This is a genomic window from Variovorax nivicola (assembly GCF_051216475.1).
In the GTDB taxonomy this organism is placed as follows: domain Bacteria; phylum Pseudomonadota; class Gammaproteobacteria; order Burkholderiales; family Burkholderiaceae_C; genus Variovorax.
Map to the genome: position 1 here is coordinate 486,409 of NZ_JBPJZK010000003.1, position 18,274 is coordinate 504,682.

Below are 18,274 nucleotides of genomic sequence, written 5' to 3' on the forward strand. Positions count from 1 at the left end.
TTGATATGCAGGATGGAACAGTGATGAACAGCACCCATGCGGCGCAGCGGATTTCGGCAGAAGACGAATGGGCGGAGGACGACGACGAAATCCGCCATCGCGTGTCGAACGGCGACGAGGTGCCGTTGTCGCATGCGCAGGAGCAGCTCTGGTTCCTGCAGAGCCTGGAGCCGGGGCTGACGGCCTACAACCTGCCGAGGATGCTCCGCCTGCAGGGCCCGCTGGATGCGGATGCGCTCGAGCGGGCGTTCCAGGCCGTGATCGATCGCCACGGCATCCTGCGTACCCGCTTCCTCGAGAAAGACGGCGTTCCCATGCAGCAGATGGTGCGGGACGTGGCGTTCGTGCTGGAGCGGTTCGACCTGTCCCTGGAGTCCGGGGCCGTGCGACAGGCGCGTGTCGATGCGCTGGCGAGCGAGACGGCCCTGCACGTGTTCGACCTCGGCGCCGCGCCTGCACTGGTGGCGAGGTTGATCCGGCTGTCGGACGAAGAGCATGTGCTGGCGGTCTGCCTGCATCACATCGTGTCGGATGCCTGGTCCAACCCCATCCTCGCGGCGGACCTTGCTTCGGCCTACCGCCTGGCATTGGCCGCGGGCGCGGGCGTTCGGTTGCCGGCCTTGCCGGTTCAGTATGCCGACTACGCACTGTGGCAGCGGGAACGCTTGCAGGGTGAAGCCCTGGCGACGCAGCTGAACTACTGGAACACGCATCTGGGGGCCGATGTGCCGCCGCTGGAACTGCCACTGGACGGGGTTCGTTCCTCGCGGCAGACCTTCAACGGCGCCGTGCATCGCTTCGAGCTGGAGCCCGCACTCGCAATGGCGTTGCAGAAGTTCTGCCGCGCGGAAAAGTGCACGCCCTTCGTGGTCCTGCTCGCGACGTGGCAGATGCTGCTGGGCTGGTACAGCGGCCAGAACGACTTTGCCGTCGGCGTGGCCAATGCCGGTCGTCATCGCGATGAGGTACGCGATCTGGTGGGGTTTTTCATCACGACCCAGGTGTTTCGCGCGCGGCTGGAGCCGCGCGCCACGTTGCTCGAAATCTGCCGACGGGTGCGGCGCGATTCGTTGTCCGCGCTGGAGCATGCGGACCTTCCCCTCAAGGCGCTGCTGGCCAGCCGCAACGTGAAGCGCGACGCGTCGCGCAATCCGTTGTTCCAGGTGATGTTCGGCGTGCAGATGGGCGACAGCGCTGCCGGCCTCGCGTTCGGTGACGCGCGCACGGAGGAGATCGGTGCTCGCAATGCGAGTGCCAAGTTCGACCTGTCGTTGGATTTCTTCATCGAACCGACGCGGGCGCACGCGCAGATCGAATACAACACGGGCCTTTTCGGCGAGGCGACCGTGGCGCGGCTGGCAGGCTGGTACGTGCGCCTGCTCGAGGCATTGACGGTCGATCCGGGGCAGGCCTTTTCGGGTGTGGATCTTTGCAGCGCGGCGGAGCGCGCGCAACTCGTGGCGTGGGGTGTGAACACGCAGCGCCATGAAAACGCAACGCCGGTGCATCGGCTGATCGAACGGCAAGTTCAACGAACTCCGGATGCGCCGGCCTTGAGCTTCGGCGAAGAGACGCTGAGCTACGCGCAGCTCAACGCGAGGGCGAACCGCCTCGCACACCATCTGATTGGCCTTGGCGTAAGGCCCGAGGCGAAGGTGGGTATCGCGGTGGAGCGCTCCATCGAGATGGTGGTGGGGATCCTGGCGATCCTGAAGGCAGGCGGTGCGTACGTGCCGCTGGACCCGGAGTACCCGGCGGAGCGGCTGGCCTACATGGTGGCCGACAGCGGCATCGGGCTGGTTCTGACGCAGGGCCATCTCGCCGTGCCGGGCACCGAGGCTGTGCAGGTGCTGTCGTTCGACATGCTGAACATCGGCGCTGAATCCGAGGCCGATCCGCAGATTGCGTTGAGCGGCGAGAACCTCGCCTACGTCATCTACACCTCCGGCTCCACCGGCAAGCCGAAGGGCGCAGCCAACCGTCACGACGCCTTGTACAACCGCCTTGCCTGGATGCAGCAAGCCTACGCACTCGGCGCCAACGACACGGTGCTGCAGAAGACTCCCTTCAGCTTCGACGTGTCGGTATGGGAGTTTCTCTGGCCCTTGATGTTTGGCGCCCGCCTGGCGGTTGCTCTTCCGGGCGACCACCGCGACCCGGCACGTTTGCGAACTTTGATCGGGCAGCACCGGGTCACGATCCTGCACTTCGTGCCCTCGATGCTGCAGGCCTTCTTGGCCCACGAGGGCATCGAGGCCTGCACCAGTCTGCGGCGCATTGTGTGCAGTGGCGAGGCCCTGTCGGCCGAAGCACAGAACGAAGTGTTCAGGCGGCTGCCGCAGGCAGTGCTCTGCAATCTCTATGGCCCGACCGAGGCAGCGATCGACGTGACGCACTGGACCTGCCGGGACGACGGGCGCAGCCAGGTGCCGATCGGACGACCCATCAGCGACACCCAGGCGTATGTGCTGGATGCGCAACTCAACCAGGTAGCTGCAGGAGCGGCGGGAGAGTTGTACCTGGGCGGGGTCAACCTTGCGCGCGGCTATCTCAACAGGGCAGGCCTTACCGCAGAACGCTTTATTGCGGCGGAAGATGGAGCCCGGCTGTACCGCACGGGCGACCTCGTGCGCTGGAACGCAGAAGGCCAACTGGAGTACCTGGGGCGCATCGATCACCAGGTGAAGGTGCGGGGCTTCCGCATCGAGCTCGGCGAGATCGAGGCGCAACTCCTGGCGCAGCCCGAAGTGCGCGAAGCGGTGGTGGTGGCACGAGATGCCGCAAGCGGAGCCCGACTGGTGGGCTATGTCTCTGCCCACGCCGGGCAGGCCATCGAGACAACCGTGTTGCGTGAACGTCTTGCCGGGACGCTGCCGGACTACATGGTGCCGGCGGCGCTGGTGGTGCTGGATACATTGCCGCTGAACGCCAATGGCAAGGTCGACCGCAAGGCGTTGCCGGCGCCGGAGTTCGGCGAGGCCCGGGCAGGCGAAGAGCCACAGGGGCTGGTGGAGGGCGCGCTGGCGGCGATCTGGGGGCAGGTGCTGGGTGTGCCGCACGTGGGACGCCACGACAACTTCTTCGAGCTCGGTGGGGATTCCCTTGTCGCGCTCAGGCTGCTGGCCAGGATCAACAAGTCCCGTGCGGTGGGTGTGAAGATCACCCTGCAGGACCTGCTTCAGAAACAGACGATCGCCAGGCTGGTTGCACAGCTGGAGATCGGAGCGACTCCGCAGCCCGTTCAGTTGCTGAACGCATATGCCGGGCCGGCAGAAGCAATGCCGCTCTTCTGCGTGCCGCCCGGGCTGCGACACCCGGTCGACTATCGGCCGATGGCGCGCTACCTGGAAGACTCGCGTGCCGTCTACGGCCTGAGCTACACGGACGACATCACCGGGCTGGAATCCATCGGGCAGATGGCCCGGTACTACGTCGATCTCATCCGCAAGACGAGGCTGCAGGGTGCCGTTGGCATCGTCGGCTGGTCACTGGGAGCGGTTGTTGCTGTGCATGTCGCCAGCCTGCTGGAGCAGGAGGGCGTGGAGGTCGCCTTCCTCGGCATGGTCGACAGCTTCCTGCTGGACGAGAGCTTCGATCCGGATGGCTGGTACCAGGATTTCAGGGACTTCGTTCTGGACACCGCGAACGGCAGCATGGGCCGCGAAGCCGTCGACGCGATGCTCGACAGGTTCGAACCGATCCGCTCGGGATCGGACGAGACCGTGTGCGAGGCTGTCGAAGAAATCGTGGCTGCGGCCGGCATGAGCATGAAGACGGCCGACATCGTCCAGGGGATCGTTGCAACCCGGCGCATGAACGCGATCACGGAAAAGATCGCCGCATTCCCGCGCTTGAACGTGGCGCCGCATTTCTGGTGGAAGAAGGGGAGAGCGGCTGCAGAGAAGACCGCGCTCCTGTCGCAGTTCGACGGCGAAGCGCGTGCTTCAGTCGAAGTGGATGCCGACCATCAGGGCATCGTGCGCAACGCTGCGATGTTGAGCCATCTGCATGCGGCCATGTGCGATGCGCAGCGCAGGGAGACAGCGGGCGCGCGCTGACGGATTGATGGATGGGGCCTTGCCCCCCGCATTCACGCGGGGGGCAAGGTAGGGGCAAGGTAGATCAGAACTTGTACCGGGCGGTCAGGGTCGCCGCGCGGAGGGTGCCCTGGTAGCACTCGCCGTGGTAGCAGATCGAGTTGTACTTCTTGTTCGCCAGGTTGGAGACGTTGAGCGCGAAGCGCCACGGACCGGTTTCGTAGTGCACGGCCGCATCGAAGAGCGTCACGCCGCGTTCGAACGTGGTGTTGTGCTCGTCGTTCTGGCGTTTGCCGATGTAGCGCACGCCGCCGCCGAAGCCCAGGCCGTTGCCCAGGGTGTAGTCGAGCCACACCGAGGCGGACTGCTTGGGCACGAGCGGCGGGATCTTGCCGATTTCATCCGGATCGGCGCTGGCGAGCACCTTCATGTCCAGCCAGGTGTAGGCCGCAGCGATGTTCAGGCCGGGTGCGAGTTCGCCCTTGGCCTCCAGCTCGATGCCGCGTGAGCGCTGCTTGCCGATCTGGCGCCCCTCGGAGGTCGCCGGGTCGTAGGTGACCACGTTGGTCTTGCGCAGGTCGAAAGCCGCGGCGGTGAACAGGGTGCGCGTGCCTTCGGGCTGGAACTTGACGCCGACCTCGACCTGCTTGCCGCGGCTGGGATCGAAGGGCTGGTTGTTCGCGTCGACGCCGCTGTTGGGCAGGAAGGACGTGGTGTAGCTCATGTAGGGCGCCCAGCCGTTGCCGAGCAGGTAGGTGAGGCCTGCCCGGCCGCTGAACGCACTGTCCGATTTCCGGGTGAAGGTCTCGCTCAGGTAGTTGCTGGTGCTCTGGCGTACCTGATCCTGGCGGCCACCGACGGTGAGGACCCATTTGTCGCCGAACTTGATCTGGTCCTGGGCGTATATGCCGATCTGGCGCGTCGACTGCGACAGATCGGTCACCGGGATGGTGGGGGTCGCCACGGCCTGGCCGTAGACGGGTGCGAGCACGTCGAGGTCTGGTGCCGCGCCGCGGAAACGCCGCTGCTTGCCGTTCTGGTCGGTGTAGTCGAAACCGAGCAGCACCGTGTGCTGGACGGAGCCGTATTGCAGCTTGCCCTGCACGTTGGTGTCGAGCGTCGCCAGGTTCACGGGGTCGTTCCAGCTTCTGGCAACGCGGGAGAGCGTGTGCAGGTCATCGCCGAGCGAGCCGGCCCAGACCGCTCGCCTGTTCAAGTCAATCCTGCTGTAGCGGAAGTTCTGGCGAAGGGTCCAGGTGTCGTTCAGGGCCGTTTCGAAGCGGTAGCCGATGGCGGCCTGTTTCTGCTTGAGCTGGCCGAAGCTGTAGTCGCCCACCTTCACGGGGTAGAGAACGTAGTCCTGGGTGAGGTAGTACGGGTCTTCAGCCGTGTTGTTCTTGAGGTACTCCGCAAAGACGGTCAACGAGGTCGTTGCATTGGGCTGCCAGCGCACGGAAGGCGCGATGTAGGTGCGCGTGTGGTTCAGCTTGTGGCCGTCGGGGTATCTGTCCTGGTCGTTGCTGTCGAGGCCTACGCCGACGACGCGATAGCTCAGGTCGGTGTTGCCGATCTTGTCGCCGAGGTCGAACGCCAGTTGCTTGCGCTGAAAGCTGCCGTACTGGAGTTCGATTTCGCGGATCTGCTCGCCGGTCGGCTGCTTGCTCACGCGGTTGACGATGCCGCCCGCGTCGCCCTGGCCGAACACCATCGACGACGGGCCGCGCAATACCTCCACGCGCTCCAGCCCATACGGTTCGCTCAGGTAGTAGGTGGGGCCGAACGCCGGCTGGGCGAGCCCGTCCCGATAGACGCCGTTGGCGGAAGTGCTGAAGCCCCGCAGCAGGATGTATTCCCAGCCGCGGTTGTCGGGGCCGTACGTGTTCGTTGTGACGCCAGGCGTGTAGCGAATGGCCTCCATGACGTCCTGCGCGCCGCGCGCCTCCATTTCATTGCGGCCGATGATGGAGATCGACTGCGGCACTTCGAGCACCGGCGTGTCGGTCTTGGTGGCCGTGCTGCTGCGGCGGGCCACGTAGCCGGTGACCGGGCCGGTGGGCGATTCGTCGGCGTTGGCCACCACCTGCACCGCGGGCAGAGTGCCCTGGGAGCCGGGAAGGTCGGCGGTGCGGCGGATTGTGAAGCTGCCGTTGGCGGCGCGCGTCGCTTCGAGCGAGGTGCCGGCGAGCATCTGGCCCAGGGCCTGGTCGATCGTGAGCTTGCCTTGCACGGCGCGCGAGTTCGTGCCCGCAACCACCTCGCCGGCAGCAAACACCGGCACGCTGGTCTGGCGCGAGAGCTCGTTGAGCGCTGCGCCGAGCGCCTGCGACGGCACTTTCACGTCGAACACCTGCGCCACGGCCTGGCCGGAAGCCTGCGCTTGCGCTGAAGCCAGGGGGGCCCAGACGGTGAGAACGGAACCGAACGCCGCGGCAAGCGCGGCATTCAGCAGATGTTGACGAGGCAGGGGACGCATAAAAGAACAACTCCAGTTTTTTGAATTACGACGCATTCACATTCAGGTGCGGATGCCGGCCCAACTTCCGGTCTCTGGCGCATCTATGAGTAAGACGTTCGAACTCATCAAACAGAGACACTCCCCCTTCACAATTCTTTAGTACGCCGGGGTCCGGCGTCGGAATTTCAGGTCTGGACGGCCTCGGGTTCCGGCCGGAGGTGCACTGCCGCGCCGGCCGGCGTGGCCAGCAGGGCGCTGCCGATTTCACCGGTTCTGACCGAGGTGACGGACAGCAGGGTGTCGCTCAGGCCATGCGAATCCTCGCAGGCGCCCTGCAGGTAGATGGCCGGATGGAAGTCGGGCGTGGCCAGGACGCGGTAGTGCCGGTCGACCTCGTAGCTGCCGAGGTAGCCTGCCAGCGGTGCGAGCAGAGCCTTGTGGTGCTCCCGTACATAGCCGGTGGCGAGCACCACGGCGTCGTAGCGCACGGTGTGCTCGCGCAGGGCGTTCTGGTCCCACAGCGCAAGGTGCACGCCCTGGTCGTCGGCCGTGACGTTGCGGATGTCGTGCCGGCGCAGGAAGCGCAGGCGGTTGCCGCCAGTCACTCGCTGTTGGTAGAAGGCTTTGTAGATCTGCTGGATCAGCTCCAGGTCGGCCACCGCATAGTTGGTGTGCCAGAACTCGTCGAGCAGCGCGGCGCGCTCCTCGTCGGAGCGGCTGAAGGTGTAGTCGGTGAACTCGGCGTTGAAGATCTCGTTCACGAAGGGGCTGTCGTCGGCCGGGCGGATCGAGCGGGCGCGCGTGACGAGGTCGACCTGCGGCGCGCCGGGCCGGCCCTGCAGGTCCATGAAGATCTCGGCCGCGCTCTGCCCCGCGCCCACCACGGCGATGCGGCGGGCGTCCGGCAGCTGTGCGATGTCCTGCAGATAGCTGCTCGAATGGAAGACGCGCGGGTCGTTCCGGAGTGTGCGAAAGCCCTCGGGGATGTTCGCCATGCCACCGATGCTGACCACGAGGTTGCGCGTGAGCCGCTCGACCAGCTTGCCCGCATGGTTGCGCGAGCGCACGCGCAGCAGGGCCACCTCGCCGCCCTTTTCTTCGGGCAGCACCTCGAAGACCTCCTCGCCGTAGGCGCAAGCGTCTTCGAACTGCTCGGCGGCCCACGAGAGGTAGTCGTTGAACTCGTGGCGACTGGGGAAGAAGCTCTTCAGGTTGGCGAAGTCGGTCAGCCGGCCTTTTTCGTGCAGGTAGTTGATGAAGGTGAAGCGGCTGGTCGGGTTGCGCAGCGTCGCCAGGTCCTTCAGGAAGGAGATCTGCATGTGCGCGTGGTCCAGCAGCATGTGCGGGTGCCAGGCGAAGCTCAGCTGCTTCTCGATGAACAGCGCATCGAGCGGGCGGCCGGCATGGCGTTTTTCGTCGAGGGCGATGGCCAGGGCGATGTTGGACGGGCCGAACCCGATCCCGACCAGATCATGGACGTGTGGCATTGAAATCAACTCCTGTGGTGGAGGGTGGCGCGCCGCATGCGGCAGCCCGCCCTGGGCCGTGTGTAAGAAGACGCTCGGCGGCGCGGGATGTTCACGCTTCCACGGTCTCGGCCATCAGGGCCAGGCCCTGGTGGAGCGTGGGAAAAAGGCTGCGGTTGAAGTTGTTCCAGCGCAGCTCGAGGATGGTGTCGGTGGGGTCGATGTCGGTGCCCAGCACGTCGAAGATGACTTCGCCCGAATCGATGCCGGTGTCCACGTAGTGGAAGGAGGCGCCGGTCTTCAGCACCGGCTCGATCGCGACCGTCTCGCGCGTGCGCCAGTCGACCACCCGCTGGCCCTTGGCGCCGTACAGCGCGTCGAGCGTGGCCCAGGCGCCGCGGCGCTCGAAGGGCGACTCCAGGCGCGTGATGCCCGGATGGATGTTCACGATCCGGCGGAAGAAGGGGCTTTCGGGGCGCGCCAGCTGGTCGAGGATCACCAGCAGGCCGTCGAGCACGACGAGGTCGGCCTCCAGCGCGGTGAGCCGCTCGAGCAGGCGCTGCTCGAACTCCTTCTTTCCGGCTGCGCGCTCGGCGGCCGCGTCCAGAGGCAGCCGCCGGTAGGTCGAGGGCACGTTGTGGAAGATGTCGTTGGCCCGGCGGCCCTGCACCTGCAGATCGCCCGGGTAGATCCATTGGCGGGCCGGATCGAAGCCGAAGCCGTAGTCCTGCAGCGCCTGGAGGTCACGCGGCGAGCCCTCGTCGTCGTCGAAGAGCACGGCCTCCAGCGAGTAGGCATCGCCCAGCGGCGTGCGCTCGAGTGCCTCGGCCAGGTATTCCAGCGGGGACTTCATGTAGCGCTGCCCGCCCTTGTAGTCGATGTACTGGCCGGCCTTGTCGGCCGCCGCATTCCTCAGGGACATGATGTAGACGAGTTTTGCCTTGGACATGGATATGCGCTCGATGGGTGGATGGAAGGAAGAAGTGATGACGTGATGGCGTTGTCAGCGGTGCGCCGGCGACAGCGGGCAAGCACCGCAGTAGCCTTCGCGTGGCAACAGATGGAAGAGGCAGCACTGGCGGTGCAGCTTCACGGTCCGCTCGCGGCCCTCGAGGCGCACGCGGATTTCGCGTTGCCGGCCGGGCAGGGGGTTGCTCCACGCCGCCTCGGCGGATGGGCTGCAGGCGGGCCAGGCGGGGTTGTGCAGCAACTGCTGCCTGTCGCCGGCGATCGGCGGCGACCCGCCAGTCAACGCAAGCGCCTGGTCGAGCACCGGTTCGAGGTTGCGCGCAGCGTTGCCCCAGAGGATCTTGGCGGCGATGCCCGTCAGGCGGCACAGCGCCGAGAACAGCGGCTCCAGGTGCTGCCGCAGCAGCGCCGAGTAGCGTTCCTCGGTGGTCGCGCCGCGTTGCGGCTGGCCCAGCTCTCGGATGTGGAAGCTCAGTGGGTGGGCGTGCGGGCCGAGGCGCACCCAGATCTGGTCGGCGGCAACGGGAAATCCATGCTGCAGCACGCTGGCGGCGGCCGCGACCGGCGGCAGCAGCATGCCGAGGTAGTCCAGGCTCCAGGCTGAAGCCACTGCGCGCAGGTCCTTGCCTTCGATCCCCAGGTGCGACGCATGCAGACGCAGCACACGGCCCAGCAGTTCGGGCGAGTGCACCAGGTCGGCAACGCGCAGCGCGCCCGCGGGCGGCTGCGGCGCGCACTGCAGCGCCTCGCCGTGCCGCGCCAGGTCGCCCTGGAACAGGGGTTCCAGCATGGCGATCATGGCGTCGTCGCGAAAGAGGGGGCGCCGGCGGTGCGGCGGTTTGCAGGGGGCATGAAGCTAGGACGGATGGGCCGCGCAGGTGTTCATGCCGCGCGGCGTGAACATTTGCGCGGGCCACCCGTCAAGTGGGGTACAGGCGGCTCGTTGCCGCCCGCAGCCCTGTGGCCCAGCTGGCGCGGCAGGGGTGCATCCATCCGTTTCGCGTCCGGCGGCAGGGCTTGCCCATGCCGCCGGACCCCAGTCGCCCAAGGGCGGAAAGAGTTCTTGCATGACAACTGCCCCCGCTCCCGACGGCGAGTTCGCACGCCTGCTCAAGCCGTTCCTGCCGTGGATCCTGCTGTCGGCGGTCACGGGCATTGGCGCGGGCGCGGCCACGGTCGCGCTGCTGAGCACCATCAACCAGGTGCTCAACCGGCAGGGCGGTCTGTCCGGCAGCCTGCTGCTGACGTTCATCGGGCTGTGCGCGGTGGCGCTGTTCGGGCGCATGGTGTCCGATGTTTCGACCAACTTCGTCGGTCAGCGGGTGGTCGCGCAGGTCCGCAAGAGCCTGGCGCAGAAGATTCTCTCGGCGCCCATCGATGCGCTGGAGCGCTACCGCACCCATCGGCTGATGCCGGTGCTGTCGCAGGACGTGGACATGGTCAGCGACGTGGCGTTTGCGCTGGCCGCGACGCTGATTGCCTGCGTCACGGCGCTCGGCTGCCTGGCCTACCTGGCCTACCTGTCGCTGCCGCTGTTTGGTGTGCTGCTGGTGGCGCTGGCGATCGGCGCAACGGTGCAGGCCATGGCGCAGTTCCGCGGTGTGAGCGGTTTCTGGAAGGCGCGCGAGCACGAGGATCAACTGCACAAGGCCTATCGCGCGATCAGCGAGGGCGCCAAGGAGCTGCGCATGCACCGCGTGCGCCGCCAGCGTATGTTCGGCGGCCAGATCGAGCGCATCGTCGACAACATCCGCACGGTCAACGGGCGCGCGATCAACACCTTCGTCATTGCCGCCGCATTCGGCTCGGGCCTGTTCTTCCTGCTGATCGCGCTGATCCTGGGCTGGGCCTCGTTCCGCCCGACCGAGCCCGCGGTGCTCAGCGGCTTCGTGCTGGTGCTGCTGTTCCTCAAGGGGCCGATGGACCAGATCGCTGGTGCCTTGCCTGCCGTGGGGCGGGCCAGGGTCGCATTCCGGCGCATTGCCGACCTGTCGGCGCGATTCGCCACGCCGGAGCCGCACCTGCACGTCGGCCATGCCGGCAGCGAGCTGAAGTTCGAGCATGAGATCGCGTTGCGCGGCGTGCGCTATGCCTTCGATGCGCCCGAGGGCGGCGAGGCCTTTGCGCTCGGGCCGATCGACCTGCGGCTTCGCCGCGGAGAGATGGTTTTCGTGGTGGGCGACAACGGCTCCGGCAAGACCACGCTCATCAAGCTGTTGCTCGGCCTTTACGCGCCGCACCAAGGCGAGGTGGCAATCGACGGCACCCCGGTGGGCCCCGAGCGCCGCGACGACTACCGCCAGCTCTTCACCACTGTGTTTTCCGACTTCTACCTGTTCGAGGACCTCGCAGCCGGCCCGGACGAAGAGCAGGGCGAGGCCAGCATGCAGGTGCTGCCGCAGCGCGCCTTGCCCTACCTGGAGCGCCTGGAAATCGCACACAAGGTGAGCCTGAAGAACGGTGCGTTCACCACCACGGACCTGTCGACCGGCCAGCGCAAGCGGCTGGCGCTGGTGCACGCCTACCTCGAGGGGCGCCCGGTGCTGGTGTTCGACGAATGGGCCGCCGACCAGGACCCGACCTTCCGCCACCTGTTCTATACCGAGCTGTTGCCCGAGCTGCGTGCCAAGGGGCACCTGCTGGTCGTGATCTCGCACGACGACCGCTACTTCCACCTGGCCGACCGTGTCATCACCATGCGCGCCGGCCGCATCGCGGACGACCGGCCCCGCGCCCACCTGGAGAGTCTTGCTGCATGAACGACGGCCCGCAAACCAACGATACGCAGCGGCCGGTGTTCATGTCGCAGCTGCGGGCGGCGCGAATCCGGCCGTCCGTGGTCCGGCTGTGCGTGCTCCAGACGCTGGCAGACGCGGGCAGCGAATGGCAGCGCGGTGAAGAAGTCTTTCGCCGCATGCTGCTGCGCGGCACCTCGGCCAGCCTGACCACGGTCTACCGCATCCTCAAGGAGTTCGAACATTCGGGGCTCATCGAGCGCGAATGGGCGCGCAGCCGCGGCGGTGCGCTGGCGGTGTTCCGCTACGCCGCGCCCGGTGCGAATGCCGACGCCTTGAGCGTGCGCATGCGCTGCAACGGATGCGGCACGTTCACCGAGGTGCAGGACCGCGAGCTTCACGAGGCGCTGATGCGCGTGGCCCAGAGCAAGGGCCTGCCGCTGGCGGGCACCTTCGACGTGCAGATCCACGGCTCCTGTTCGTCCTGCCAGCACCGGTCCACGGGGGAATCGCCGGGCGAGGACCAGTCGTCGCGCGAGCACGGCAGGATGCTGCCGCTCGTGGGTTTCCGGGCTCGCCCGCGTGCACAGCGCCTTGCCGCTTGACGAGGAGCCGGCGTGAGTGATGTGCGTCAAGGCGCCTGGCGTCGCCGTGCGGTCGCCGCGGTGCTCGTGTTCGTTTGCGCGGCGGCCGGCGCGGGGTTGCTCTGGGGAAGAGGCGAGCCGATGGACGTCGACTCCGTGCCGGTCGCGCGCGGCACCATCGAGTCCAGCGTCTCGGCACTCGGGGTGCTGCAGCCGCGGCACTACGTGGACGTGGGCGCGCAGGTCTCCGGGCAGATCCTTCGGCTGCACGTGCAGCCAGGCGACGTCGTCAAGCGGGGACAGTTGCTGGTGGAGATCGATCCCAGCGTGCAGCGGGCCACGGTCGATGCGGGGCGTGCCTCGCTGGCCGGGCTGCGCGCACAGCGCGACGACCAGCAGGCCCAGCATGTGCTGGCGCAGCAGCAGCATGCGAGGCAACGCCAGATGGCGGCCGACGGCGCCACGCGGGACGAGGACGTGCAGGCCGCGCAAGCCGCGCTGGCGTCGGCCGGCGCGCGCGTAAGGCAGCTCGAGGCGCAGATCGCACAGACCCAGGCGACGCTGAAGGCCGACGAGGCCCGCCTCGGCTACACCAGCATCTACGCGCCGATGGCCGGCACCGTCGTGTCGGTGGAGGCGCGCGAGGGCCAGACGCTGAACGCGACCTACCAGACACCCAATGTGCTGCGCGTTGCAGACCTGTCTTCGATGACGGTGTGGTCGGAGGTTTCAGAGGCCGACGTGCGGCGCATCAAGACCGGCATGCCGGTCTACTTCACCACGCTCGGCGAGAGCCAGCGCCGTTGGCAGGGCCACGTGCGGCAGCTGCTGCCCGCGCCGCCGGTGCCCGAGAGCAAGACGGGCAGCGACAGCAGCGCCAAGCCTTCCAGCGCGGCGAGCAAGGTGGTGGTCTACACAGCGCTGTTCGATGTCGACAACGCCGACGGCGAGCTCATGCCGCAGATGACGGCCAAGGTCGCCTTCGTCGAATACGCCGAGAAAGACGCGCTTTCGGTGCCGCTCGCCGCGCTGGTGCCGGTGGCCGGCAGCAGCGACCGCTTTACGGCGCGCGTGCTTCGCCCTGACGGCAAGGTCGAGGTCCGGCAACTGCGCGTCGGGGTGCGCAACCGGCTCGCTGCGCAGGTGCTGGAAGGCGCGCAGGCCGGAGACCGCATCGTCATCGCCGCCAAGGCTCCAAAGCCATGACAGCAGCGGCGCATGCGCCCGGCGATGCGCCGCGGCCGCTGATCGAGCTGCAGGACATTCGCAAGTCGTACGGCGGGCGCGGTGGCCGGGCCGGCAAGGAAGCCGGAGCGGGCAGCCCGGCAACAACCGTGCTGCATGGCATCTCGTTGCGCCTGTACGCGGGTGAGTTCGTGGCCGTCGTCGGGGCTTCGGGCTCTGGCAAGTCCACGCTGATGCACATCCTGGGTTGCCTCGATCGGCCAAGCGCCGGACGCTACCTGTTCGACGGCCAGAACGTGGCCAGCTTCGATGCCGACGCGCTCGCCTGGCTGCGCCGCGAGGCCTTCGGTTTCGTGTTCCAGGGCTACCACCTGGTGCCCAGCGAGTCGGCGCGCGAGAACACGGAAATTCCCGCGCTCTATGCCGGCATGCCGGAGGCCGAGCGGCGTGCGCGTGCCACCGCGCTGCTCGAACGGCTGGACATGGGCGCGCGGCTCGACCATCGCCCGCACCAGCTTTCGGGCGGGCAGCAGCAGCGCGTGGCAATCGCGCGTGCGCTGATGAATGGCGGGCGCATCATCCTGGCCGACGAGCCCACCGGCGCGCTCGACAGCAAGAGCGGCGCCGAAGTGATGGCGCTGCTGCACGAACTGGCGGATGCGGGCCACACCATCATCCTCATCACGCACGACCGCTCGGTGGCCGCGCAGGCACGGCGGATCATCGAGATTCGAGACGGGCGCATCGTGGCGGACTCGGGTGAGCACACCGACGAAGGCGCGGCGGCAATCGCTGCCGTACCGGCCCCGGTCTTCAGTCGTCCATCGGTCACTGGCGGCGCCTCGTTGCCTGCCGACATTCGCGAGGCGACACGGGCCGCATGGCGCGTGATGTGGAGCAACCGGTTCCGCACCGGGCTCACGCTGCTGGGCATCGTGATCGGCGTGGCCTCGGTCATCGTGATGCTGGCGGTCGGCGGCGGCTCGCAGCGGAAGGTGATGGCGCAGTTCGAGACCTTCGGCACCCGCACCATGTTCGTTTCCGTGCAGCTCGCCAGCCTGCGCAACCCGAGCGCGCCGCTCACGCTGGACGACGCGCTGGCCATCCGCGAGCTGCCCAATGTCGAAGGCGTCGCGCCCTACATCGAGGACAGGGTGGTCGTGCGCCGAGGCAATATCGACCACCTCACCGAGGGCGGCGGCGCCACGGTCGATTTCTCGCGAGTGCTCGGCTGGGGCGTGAGTTGGGGAGTGATGTTCGACGCCGAGGACGAACGGCGCATTGCCAAGGTCGCGGTGATCGGCGAGACGGTGCGCAAGCGCCTGTTCGCCGACGGGCAGGACCCCGTCGGACAGGACATCCTGGTGGACAAGGTGCCGTTCCAGGTCGTCGGCGTGCTGGCTTCGAAGGGCGCCACCAACGGCGAGGACCAGGACGACCGGGTGGTGGTGCCGCTGTCTTCCGCGGCCACGCGCGTGTACGGCCATCCTCACCCGACGTGGCTTGCGGTGCAGGTGCGCGATATCGACAAGGCGCAGGAAACGGCCGCCGCCATCGAGGCGCAGCTCGAACGGCAGCAGGCCGGGCGCCACGTGCTGATATGGAACCGCGTCGAGGCGCTGCGCGTGCAGACCGAAACCGCGCGCGCAATGACGCTGATGCTGGGGCTGATCGCCATCGTGTCGCTGATCGTGGGCGGCATCGGCGTGATGAACGTGATGCTCATGACGGTGCGCGAGCGCACGCGCGAAATCGGCATTCGCGTGGCGACGGGCGCGCGCCAGCGAGACATCCTTCGGCAGTTCATGACCGAGGCGGTGCTTGTGACGTCGGTGGGCGGCACCGTGGGCGTTGTCGCCGGGCTGGGCATTGTCGTGGGGCTGATGCTGGCCGGCGTGCCGGTGCTGTTCTCGCTGGCGGCGAGCGTGGGTGCGTTCGGCTGCGCGGTGCTGACGGGCGTGATCTTCGGGTTCATGCCGGCGCGCAACGCTGCGCGGCTGGACCCTGTGGTGGCGCTGGCGGGGGAATGACGGTGTTGCTGCGAACGCGCTCTGGATGCGGCGGTTGGTGGGCGGCCTTGTTGTGCGCGGCGCTGTCGTCGGGCTGCGCGCTGCAGGGCGATCGCGCAGAGCGCGCGGTGGAGCTTCCCTCTGCATGGCGTCATGCGCAGGCACGCGCCGACACGGCCCCGGTCGAGGCGCAGTGGTGGCGCAGTTTCGGCAGCACGGAACTCGATGCACTGATTGCGCGTGCGCAATCGCAAAGCAACGATCTCGCGGCTGCTGTCGCGCGGGTGCGGCAGGCCGATGTACGGGCGCGCATCGCCGGCGCAGCGCTGCGGCCACAGGTCACGGCCACTCTCGGCGCCAGCCGCGAGGCCCGCCTGGGCGGCAACGCCACGGTTGCCGGCAGCACCTATGCGGCAGGTTTTGCCGCCAGTTATGAACTCGACCTGTGGGGCCGCGACGCCGCGCTGCGCGACGAAGCGCTGCAAGGCTGGCGCGCGAGTGCCTTCGACCGCGACACGGTGCGGCTCACCGTGACAGCCGATGCCGCCGCCACCTGGCTGCTGGCGCTGGCCCTGCGCGAGCGCACCGAAATTGCAGCGCGCAACCTCGACAACGCGCGCCGCGTGCTGGCGCTGGTGGAGTCCCGCAGCCGCGCCGGCGCGGTGTCGCCGCTGGATCTTGCACAGCAGCGCGGTCTGGTGGCCGCGCAGCAACGCGCGCTCGCGGCGCTGCATCAGCAGGCGGGCGACGCCGAGACCGCGCTGGCGTTGCTGCTGGGCACAACGGTACCGGCGTTCGAACTGCGGGGGCCGCGACTCGATGCGCTTCAGGTTCCCGTAGTCGGCGCGGGCGCGCCTTCTGCATTGCTGGTGCGGCGCCCGGACATCGCACGCGCGGAGGCGCATCTGGCTGCAGCCGATGCCAACGTGCTGGCGGCGCGCGCCGCGCTGCTGCCTACCGTGTCCCTGAGTGCCAAGGTAAGTACCGGAGAGAGCCGCTTCGGCAGGCTCTTCGACAACCCGCTCTACAGCCTGGCTGCCGGGCTGGCCGCGCCGGTCTTCGACGGAGGGCGCCTGGCGGGCGGCCAACGCCTGGCCGAGGCGAGGCGCGAAGAACTGCTAGCCGCCTACCGGGGCGCGATCGTCGGTGCGTTCGCGGATGCGGAGACTGCGCTGAACGGCGTGTCGGCCATCGATGCGCAGGCAACGGCGCAAGGTACCGAATTGGCAGAGGCGCGCCGCGCGGCAGAATTGTCCGAAGCCCGCTACCGTGCGGGCGCCGAGACACTGCTGACCTTGCTCGACACGCAGCGCACCCTGTATGTGGCGCAGGACCTGGCGGTCCAGTTGCGCATGGCGCGCTTGCAGGCACGGGTCTCGCTTTACCGTGCGATGGGTGGCGGATGGCAGCAGGCCCGGTGCGCGGATGTCGCGCCCGCCGCAGCAGCCGACGAAGGACATACCGAATGCGTTTGATGCTCGTGGCCCTGCATCGCTGGGCCGGCCTCCTGATGGCCGCTTTTCTTTTCGTTGCCGGCGTGACGGGCGCGGTGATTTCGTGGGACCACGAAATCGACGAATGGCTCAATCCGCATCTCACCGATGCCCGCGCTACGGGGCCGGCATTGCCGTCGCTGGAGCTCGCACGGCAGATCGAGGCGCGGCATCCGCAGGTGCAGGTGTCGTCGCTGCCGATGGCGGCCGAGCCGGGTCATTCGCTGTCGTTCGGCGTTCAGGCGCGTGTCGATCCCGCCACGGGCCAGCTCTTCAAGCCCGGCTTCAACCAGGTCTTCATCGATCCGGCTTCGGGCGAGGAACTCGGCCGGCGCGAATGGGGCGCGGTCTGGCCGATCGGCAAGGAGAACTTCGTCTCCTTTCTCTACGTGCTGCACTACAGCCTGCATCTGCCCAAGTTCTGGGGCATCGACCGCTGGGGCGTATGGCTGATGGGCGCGATCGCGCTCGTCTGGACCATCGACTGCTTCACCGGCTTCTACCTTACGCTGCCCATGCGTCGGCCAAAGAAGTCTGCGGCCGATGGGGCCCGAGGGTGGTGGCAGCGCTGGAAGCCCGCGTGGAAGATCCGCTGGGGCGGTGGCACATACAAGCTGAACTTCGACTTGCATCGCGCCGGCAGCCTGTGGACGTGGGCGTTGCTGTTCATCATGGCCTTCACCGCCTTCTCGCTGAACCTGTACCGCGAGGTGTTCTTTCCGGCGATGTCGCTGGTGTCGGACGTGACGCCCACGCCGTTCACGCAACGCCAGCCCACCCCCGAGGAAAAGCCCGTGATTCCCCGGCTCGGCTATGCGGAAGTGCTCGGCAAGGCAACGCAGGAGGCGCAACGCCGCGGCTGGGAGGAGCCCGTGGGTTCGCTCTTCTATGCCGAGCTTTTCGGCATCTACGCCGTGCAGTTCTATACGCCGGAAGACGAGCACGGCGCAGGCGGCGTGGGGCACCGGATGCTGTACGTCGACGGCCTGGACGGACGCTTTCTCGGCGTCAGAGAACCCTGGAAGGGCACGGCGGCCGACATCTTCGTGCAGGCCCAGTTCCCATTGCACTCGGGCCGCATCCTGGGGCTGCCGGGGCGCATTCTGATTTCCGTCATGGGCCTGGTGGTGGCCATGCTCAGCGTGACCGGCGTCGTGATCTGGCTGCGCAAGCGCAAGGCGTACATGAAGTCCCGGCAGCAGCAGCCCATGGCGCCTCTCGTGTCGCCGCCCGTGGCGGGTGCGGGAACACCTGGCTGAACATCCGGGGGCGTGGATCGTCTTTTTCTCTAGACGCCCGCGCGCCGGCATTTCCCGGTGTGCATCGGCCTCGACGGTCATC

Annotated in this window: 11 protein-coding genes; 7 read left to right on the forward strand and 4 right to left on the reverse strand. The window is 67.6% G+C overall.

Translation table 11 applies throughout. The features are described 5' to 3' along the window. The first annotated feature begins 23 nt into the window (after window positions 1-23). Window positions 24-4,058 carry an amino acid adenylation domain-containing protein gene (locus ACSFBF_RS14925; protein WP_435468195.1) on the forward strand — a complete coding sequence of 1,345 codons (4,035 nt, stop codon included), beginning with the start codon at window positions 24-26 and terminating at the stop codon, window positions 4,056-4,058. A gap of 64 nt (window positions 4,059-4,122) precedes the next feature. Here ACSFBF_RS14925 and ACSFBF_RS14930 read toward each other — a convergent pair whose 3' ends face one another. The 4 genes from ACSFBF_RS14930 to fhuF form a co-directional block, all read right to left on the reverse strand. Then, window positions 4,123-6,510: a TonB-dependent siderophore receptor gene (locus tag ACSFBF_RS14930; protein ID WP_435468197.1), complete on the reverse strand. Its 2,388-nt coding sequence runs from the start codon at window positions 6,508-6,510 to the stop codon at window positions 4,123-4,125. A 167-nt stretch (window positions 6,511-6,677) separates the two neighbouring features. Then, window positions 6,678-7,979, reverse strand: coding sequence for a lysine N(6)-hydroxylase/L-ornithine N(5)-oxygenase family protein (locus ACSFBF_RS14935; protein WP_435468199.1), 1,302 nt, complete (start codon window positions 7,977-7,979; stop codon window positions 6,678-6,680). Between the two features lie 91 nt (window positions 7,980-8,070). Next, window positions 8,071-8,907, reverse strand: coding sequence for a N(5)-hydroxyornithine transformylase PvdF (locus ACSFBF_RS14940; protein WP_435468201.1), 837 nt, complete (start codon window positions 8,905-8,907; stop codon window positions 8,071-8,073). A 54-nt stretch (window positions 8,908-8,961) separates the two neighbouring features. Next, window positions 8,962-9,726 carry a siderophore-iron reductase FhuF gene (fhuF, locus tag ACSFBF_RS14945; protein ID WP_435468203.1) on the reverse strand — a complete coding sequence of 255 codons (765 nt, stop codon included), beginning with the start codon at window positions 9,724-9,726 and terminating at the stop codon, window positions 8,962-8,964. 268 nt (window positions 9,727-9,994) lie between these two features. Here fhuF and ACSFBF_RS14950 point away from each other — a divergent pair, with 268 nt between their 5' ends. The 6 genes from ACSFBF_RS14950 to ACSFBF_RS14975 are packed head-to-tail and all read left to right on the forward strand — an operon-like array spanning window position 9,995 to window position 18,192. Next, on the forward strand, window positions 9,995-11,686 hold the full coding sequence (locus ACSFBF_RS14950) for a cyclic peptide export ABC transporter (RefSeq protein ID WP_435468205.1): 1,692 nt from the start codon (window positions 9,995-9,997) through the stop codon (window positions 11,684-11,686). Beyond that, the gene (locus ACSFBF_RS14955) at window positions 11,683-12,267 is read left to right on the forward strand and encodes a Fur family transcriptional regulator (RefSeq protein ID WP_435468207.1); all 585 of its coding nucleotides are present in this window, start codon (window positions 11,683-11,685) and stop codon (window positions 12,265-12,267) included. Before ACSFBF_RS14950 ends, ACSFBF_RS14955 begins: the two co-directional genes overlap by 4 nt. A gap of 21 nt (window positions 12,268-12,288) precedes the next feature. Then, complete coding sequence (locus tag ACSFBF_RS14960; RefSeq protein WP_435468792.1) at window positions 12,289-13,452, forward strand: efflux RND transporter periplasmic adaptor subunit; 1,164 nt, start codon at window positions 12,289-12,291, stop codon at window positions 13,450-13,452. Continuing rightward, entirely contained in the window at window positions 13,449-15,461 is a 2,013-nt protein-coding gene (locus ACSFBF_RS14965; RefSeq protein WP_435468209.1) for an ABC transporter permease, read from the forward strand. The genes ACSFBF_RS14960 and ACSFBF_RS14965 overlap by 4 nt, the downstream gene beginning before the upstream one ends. After that, window positions 15,458-16,915, forward strand: coding sequence for an efflux transporter outer membrane subunit (locus ACSFBF_RS14970; protein ID WP_435468211.1), 1,458 nt, complete (start codon window positions 15,458-15,460; stop codon window positions 16,913-16,915). The genes ACSFBF_RS14965 and ACSFBF_RS14970 overlap by 4 nt, the downstream gene beginning before the upstream one ends. Beyond that, a complete protein-coding gene (locus ACSFBF_RS14975; protein WP_435468213.1) occupies window positions 16,906-18,192 on the forward strand; it encodes a PepSY-associated TM helix domain-containing protein in 1,287 nt (428 codons plus the stop codon). Before ACSFBF_RS14970 ends, ACSFBF_RS14975 begins: the two co-directional genes overlap by 10 nt. Window positions 18,193-18,274: the final 82 nt, after the last annotated feature.

What these genes read in the sequence shown, in the direction of transcription:
- ACSFBF_RS14965 (WP_435468209.1), top strand. Translation starts at nt 13,449, where the DNA reads ATGACAGCAGCGGCGCATGCGCCCGGCGATGCGCCGCGGCCGCTGATC.
- ACSFBF_RS14950 (WP_435468205.1), top strand. Translation starts at nt 9,995, where the DNA reads ATGACAACTGCCCCCGCTCCCGACGGCGAGTTCGCACGCCTGCTCAAG.
- ACSFBF_RS14940 (WP_435468201.1), bottom strand. Translation starts at nt 8,907, where the DNA reads ATGTCCAAGGCAAAACTCGTCTACATCATGTCCCTGAGGAATGCGGCG.
- ACSFBF_RS14970 (WP_435468211.1), top strand. Translation starts at nt 15,458, where the DNA reads ATGACGGTGTTGCTGCGAACGCGCTCTGGATGCGGCGGTTGGTGGGCG.
- ACSFBF_RS14955 (WP_435468207.1), top strand. Translation starts at nt 11,683, where the DNA reads ATGAACGACGGCCCGCAAACCAACGATACGCAGCGGCCGGTGTTCATG.
- ACSFBF_RS14975 (WP_435468213.1), top strand. Translation starts at nt 16,906, where the DNA reads ATGCGTTTGATGCTCGTGGCCCTGCATCGCTGGGCCGGCCTCCTGATG.
- fhuF (WP_435468203.1), bottom strand. Translation starts at nt 9,726, where the DNA reads ATGATCGCCATGCTGGAACCCCTGTTCCAGGGCGACCTGGCGCGGCAC.
- ACSFBF_RS14930 (WP_435468197.1), bottom strand. Translation starts at nt 6,510, where the DNA reads ATGCGTCCCCTGCCTCGTCAACATCTGCTGAATGCCGCGCTTGCCGCG.
- ACSFBF_RS14925 (WP_435468195.1), top strand. Translation starts at nt 24, where the DNA reads ATGAACAGCACCCATGCGGCGCAGCGGATTTCGGCAGAAGACGAATGG.
- ACSFBF_RS14935 (WP_435468199.1), bottom strand. Translation starts at nt 7,979, where the DNA reads ATGCCACACGTCCATGATCTGGTCGGGATCGGGTTCGGCCCGTCCAAC.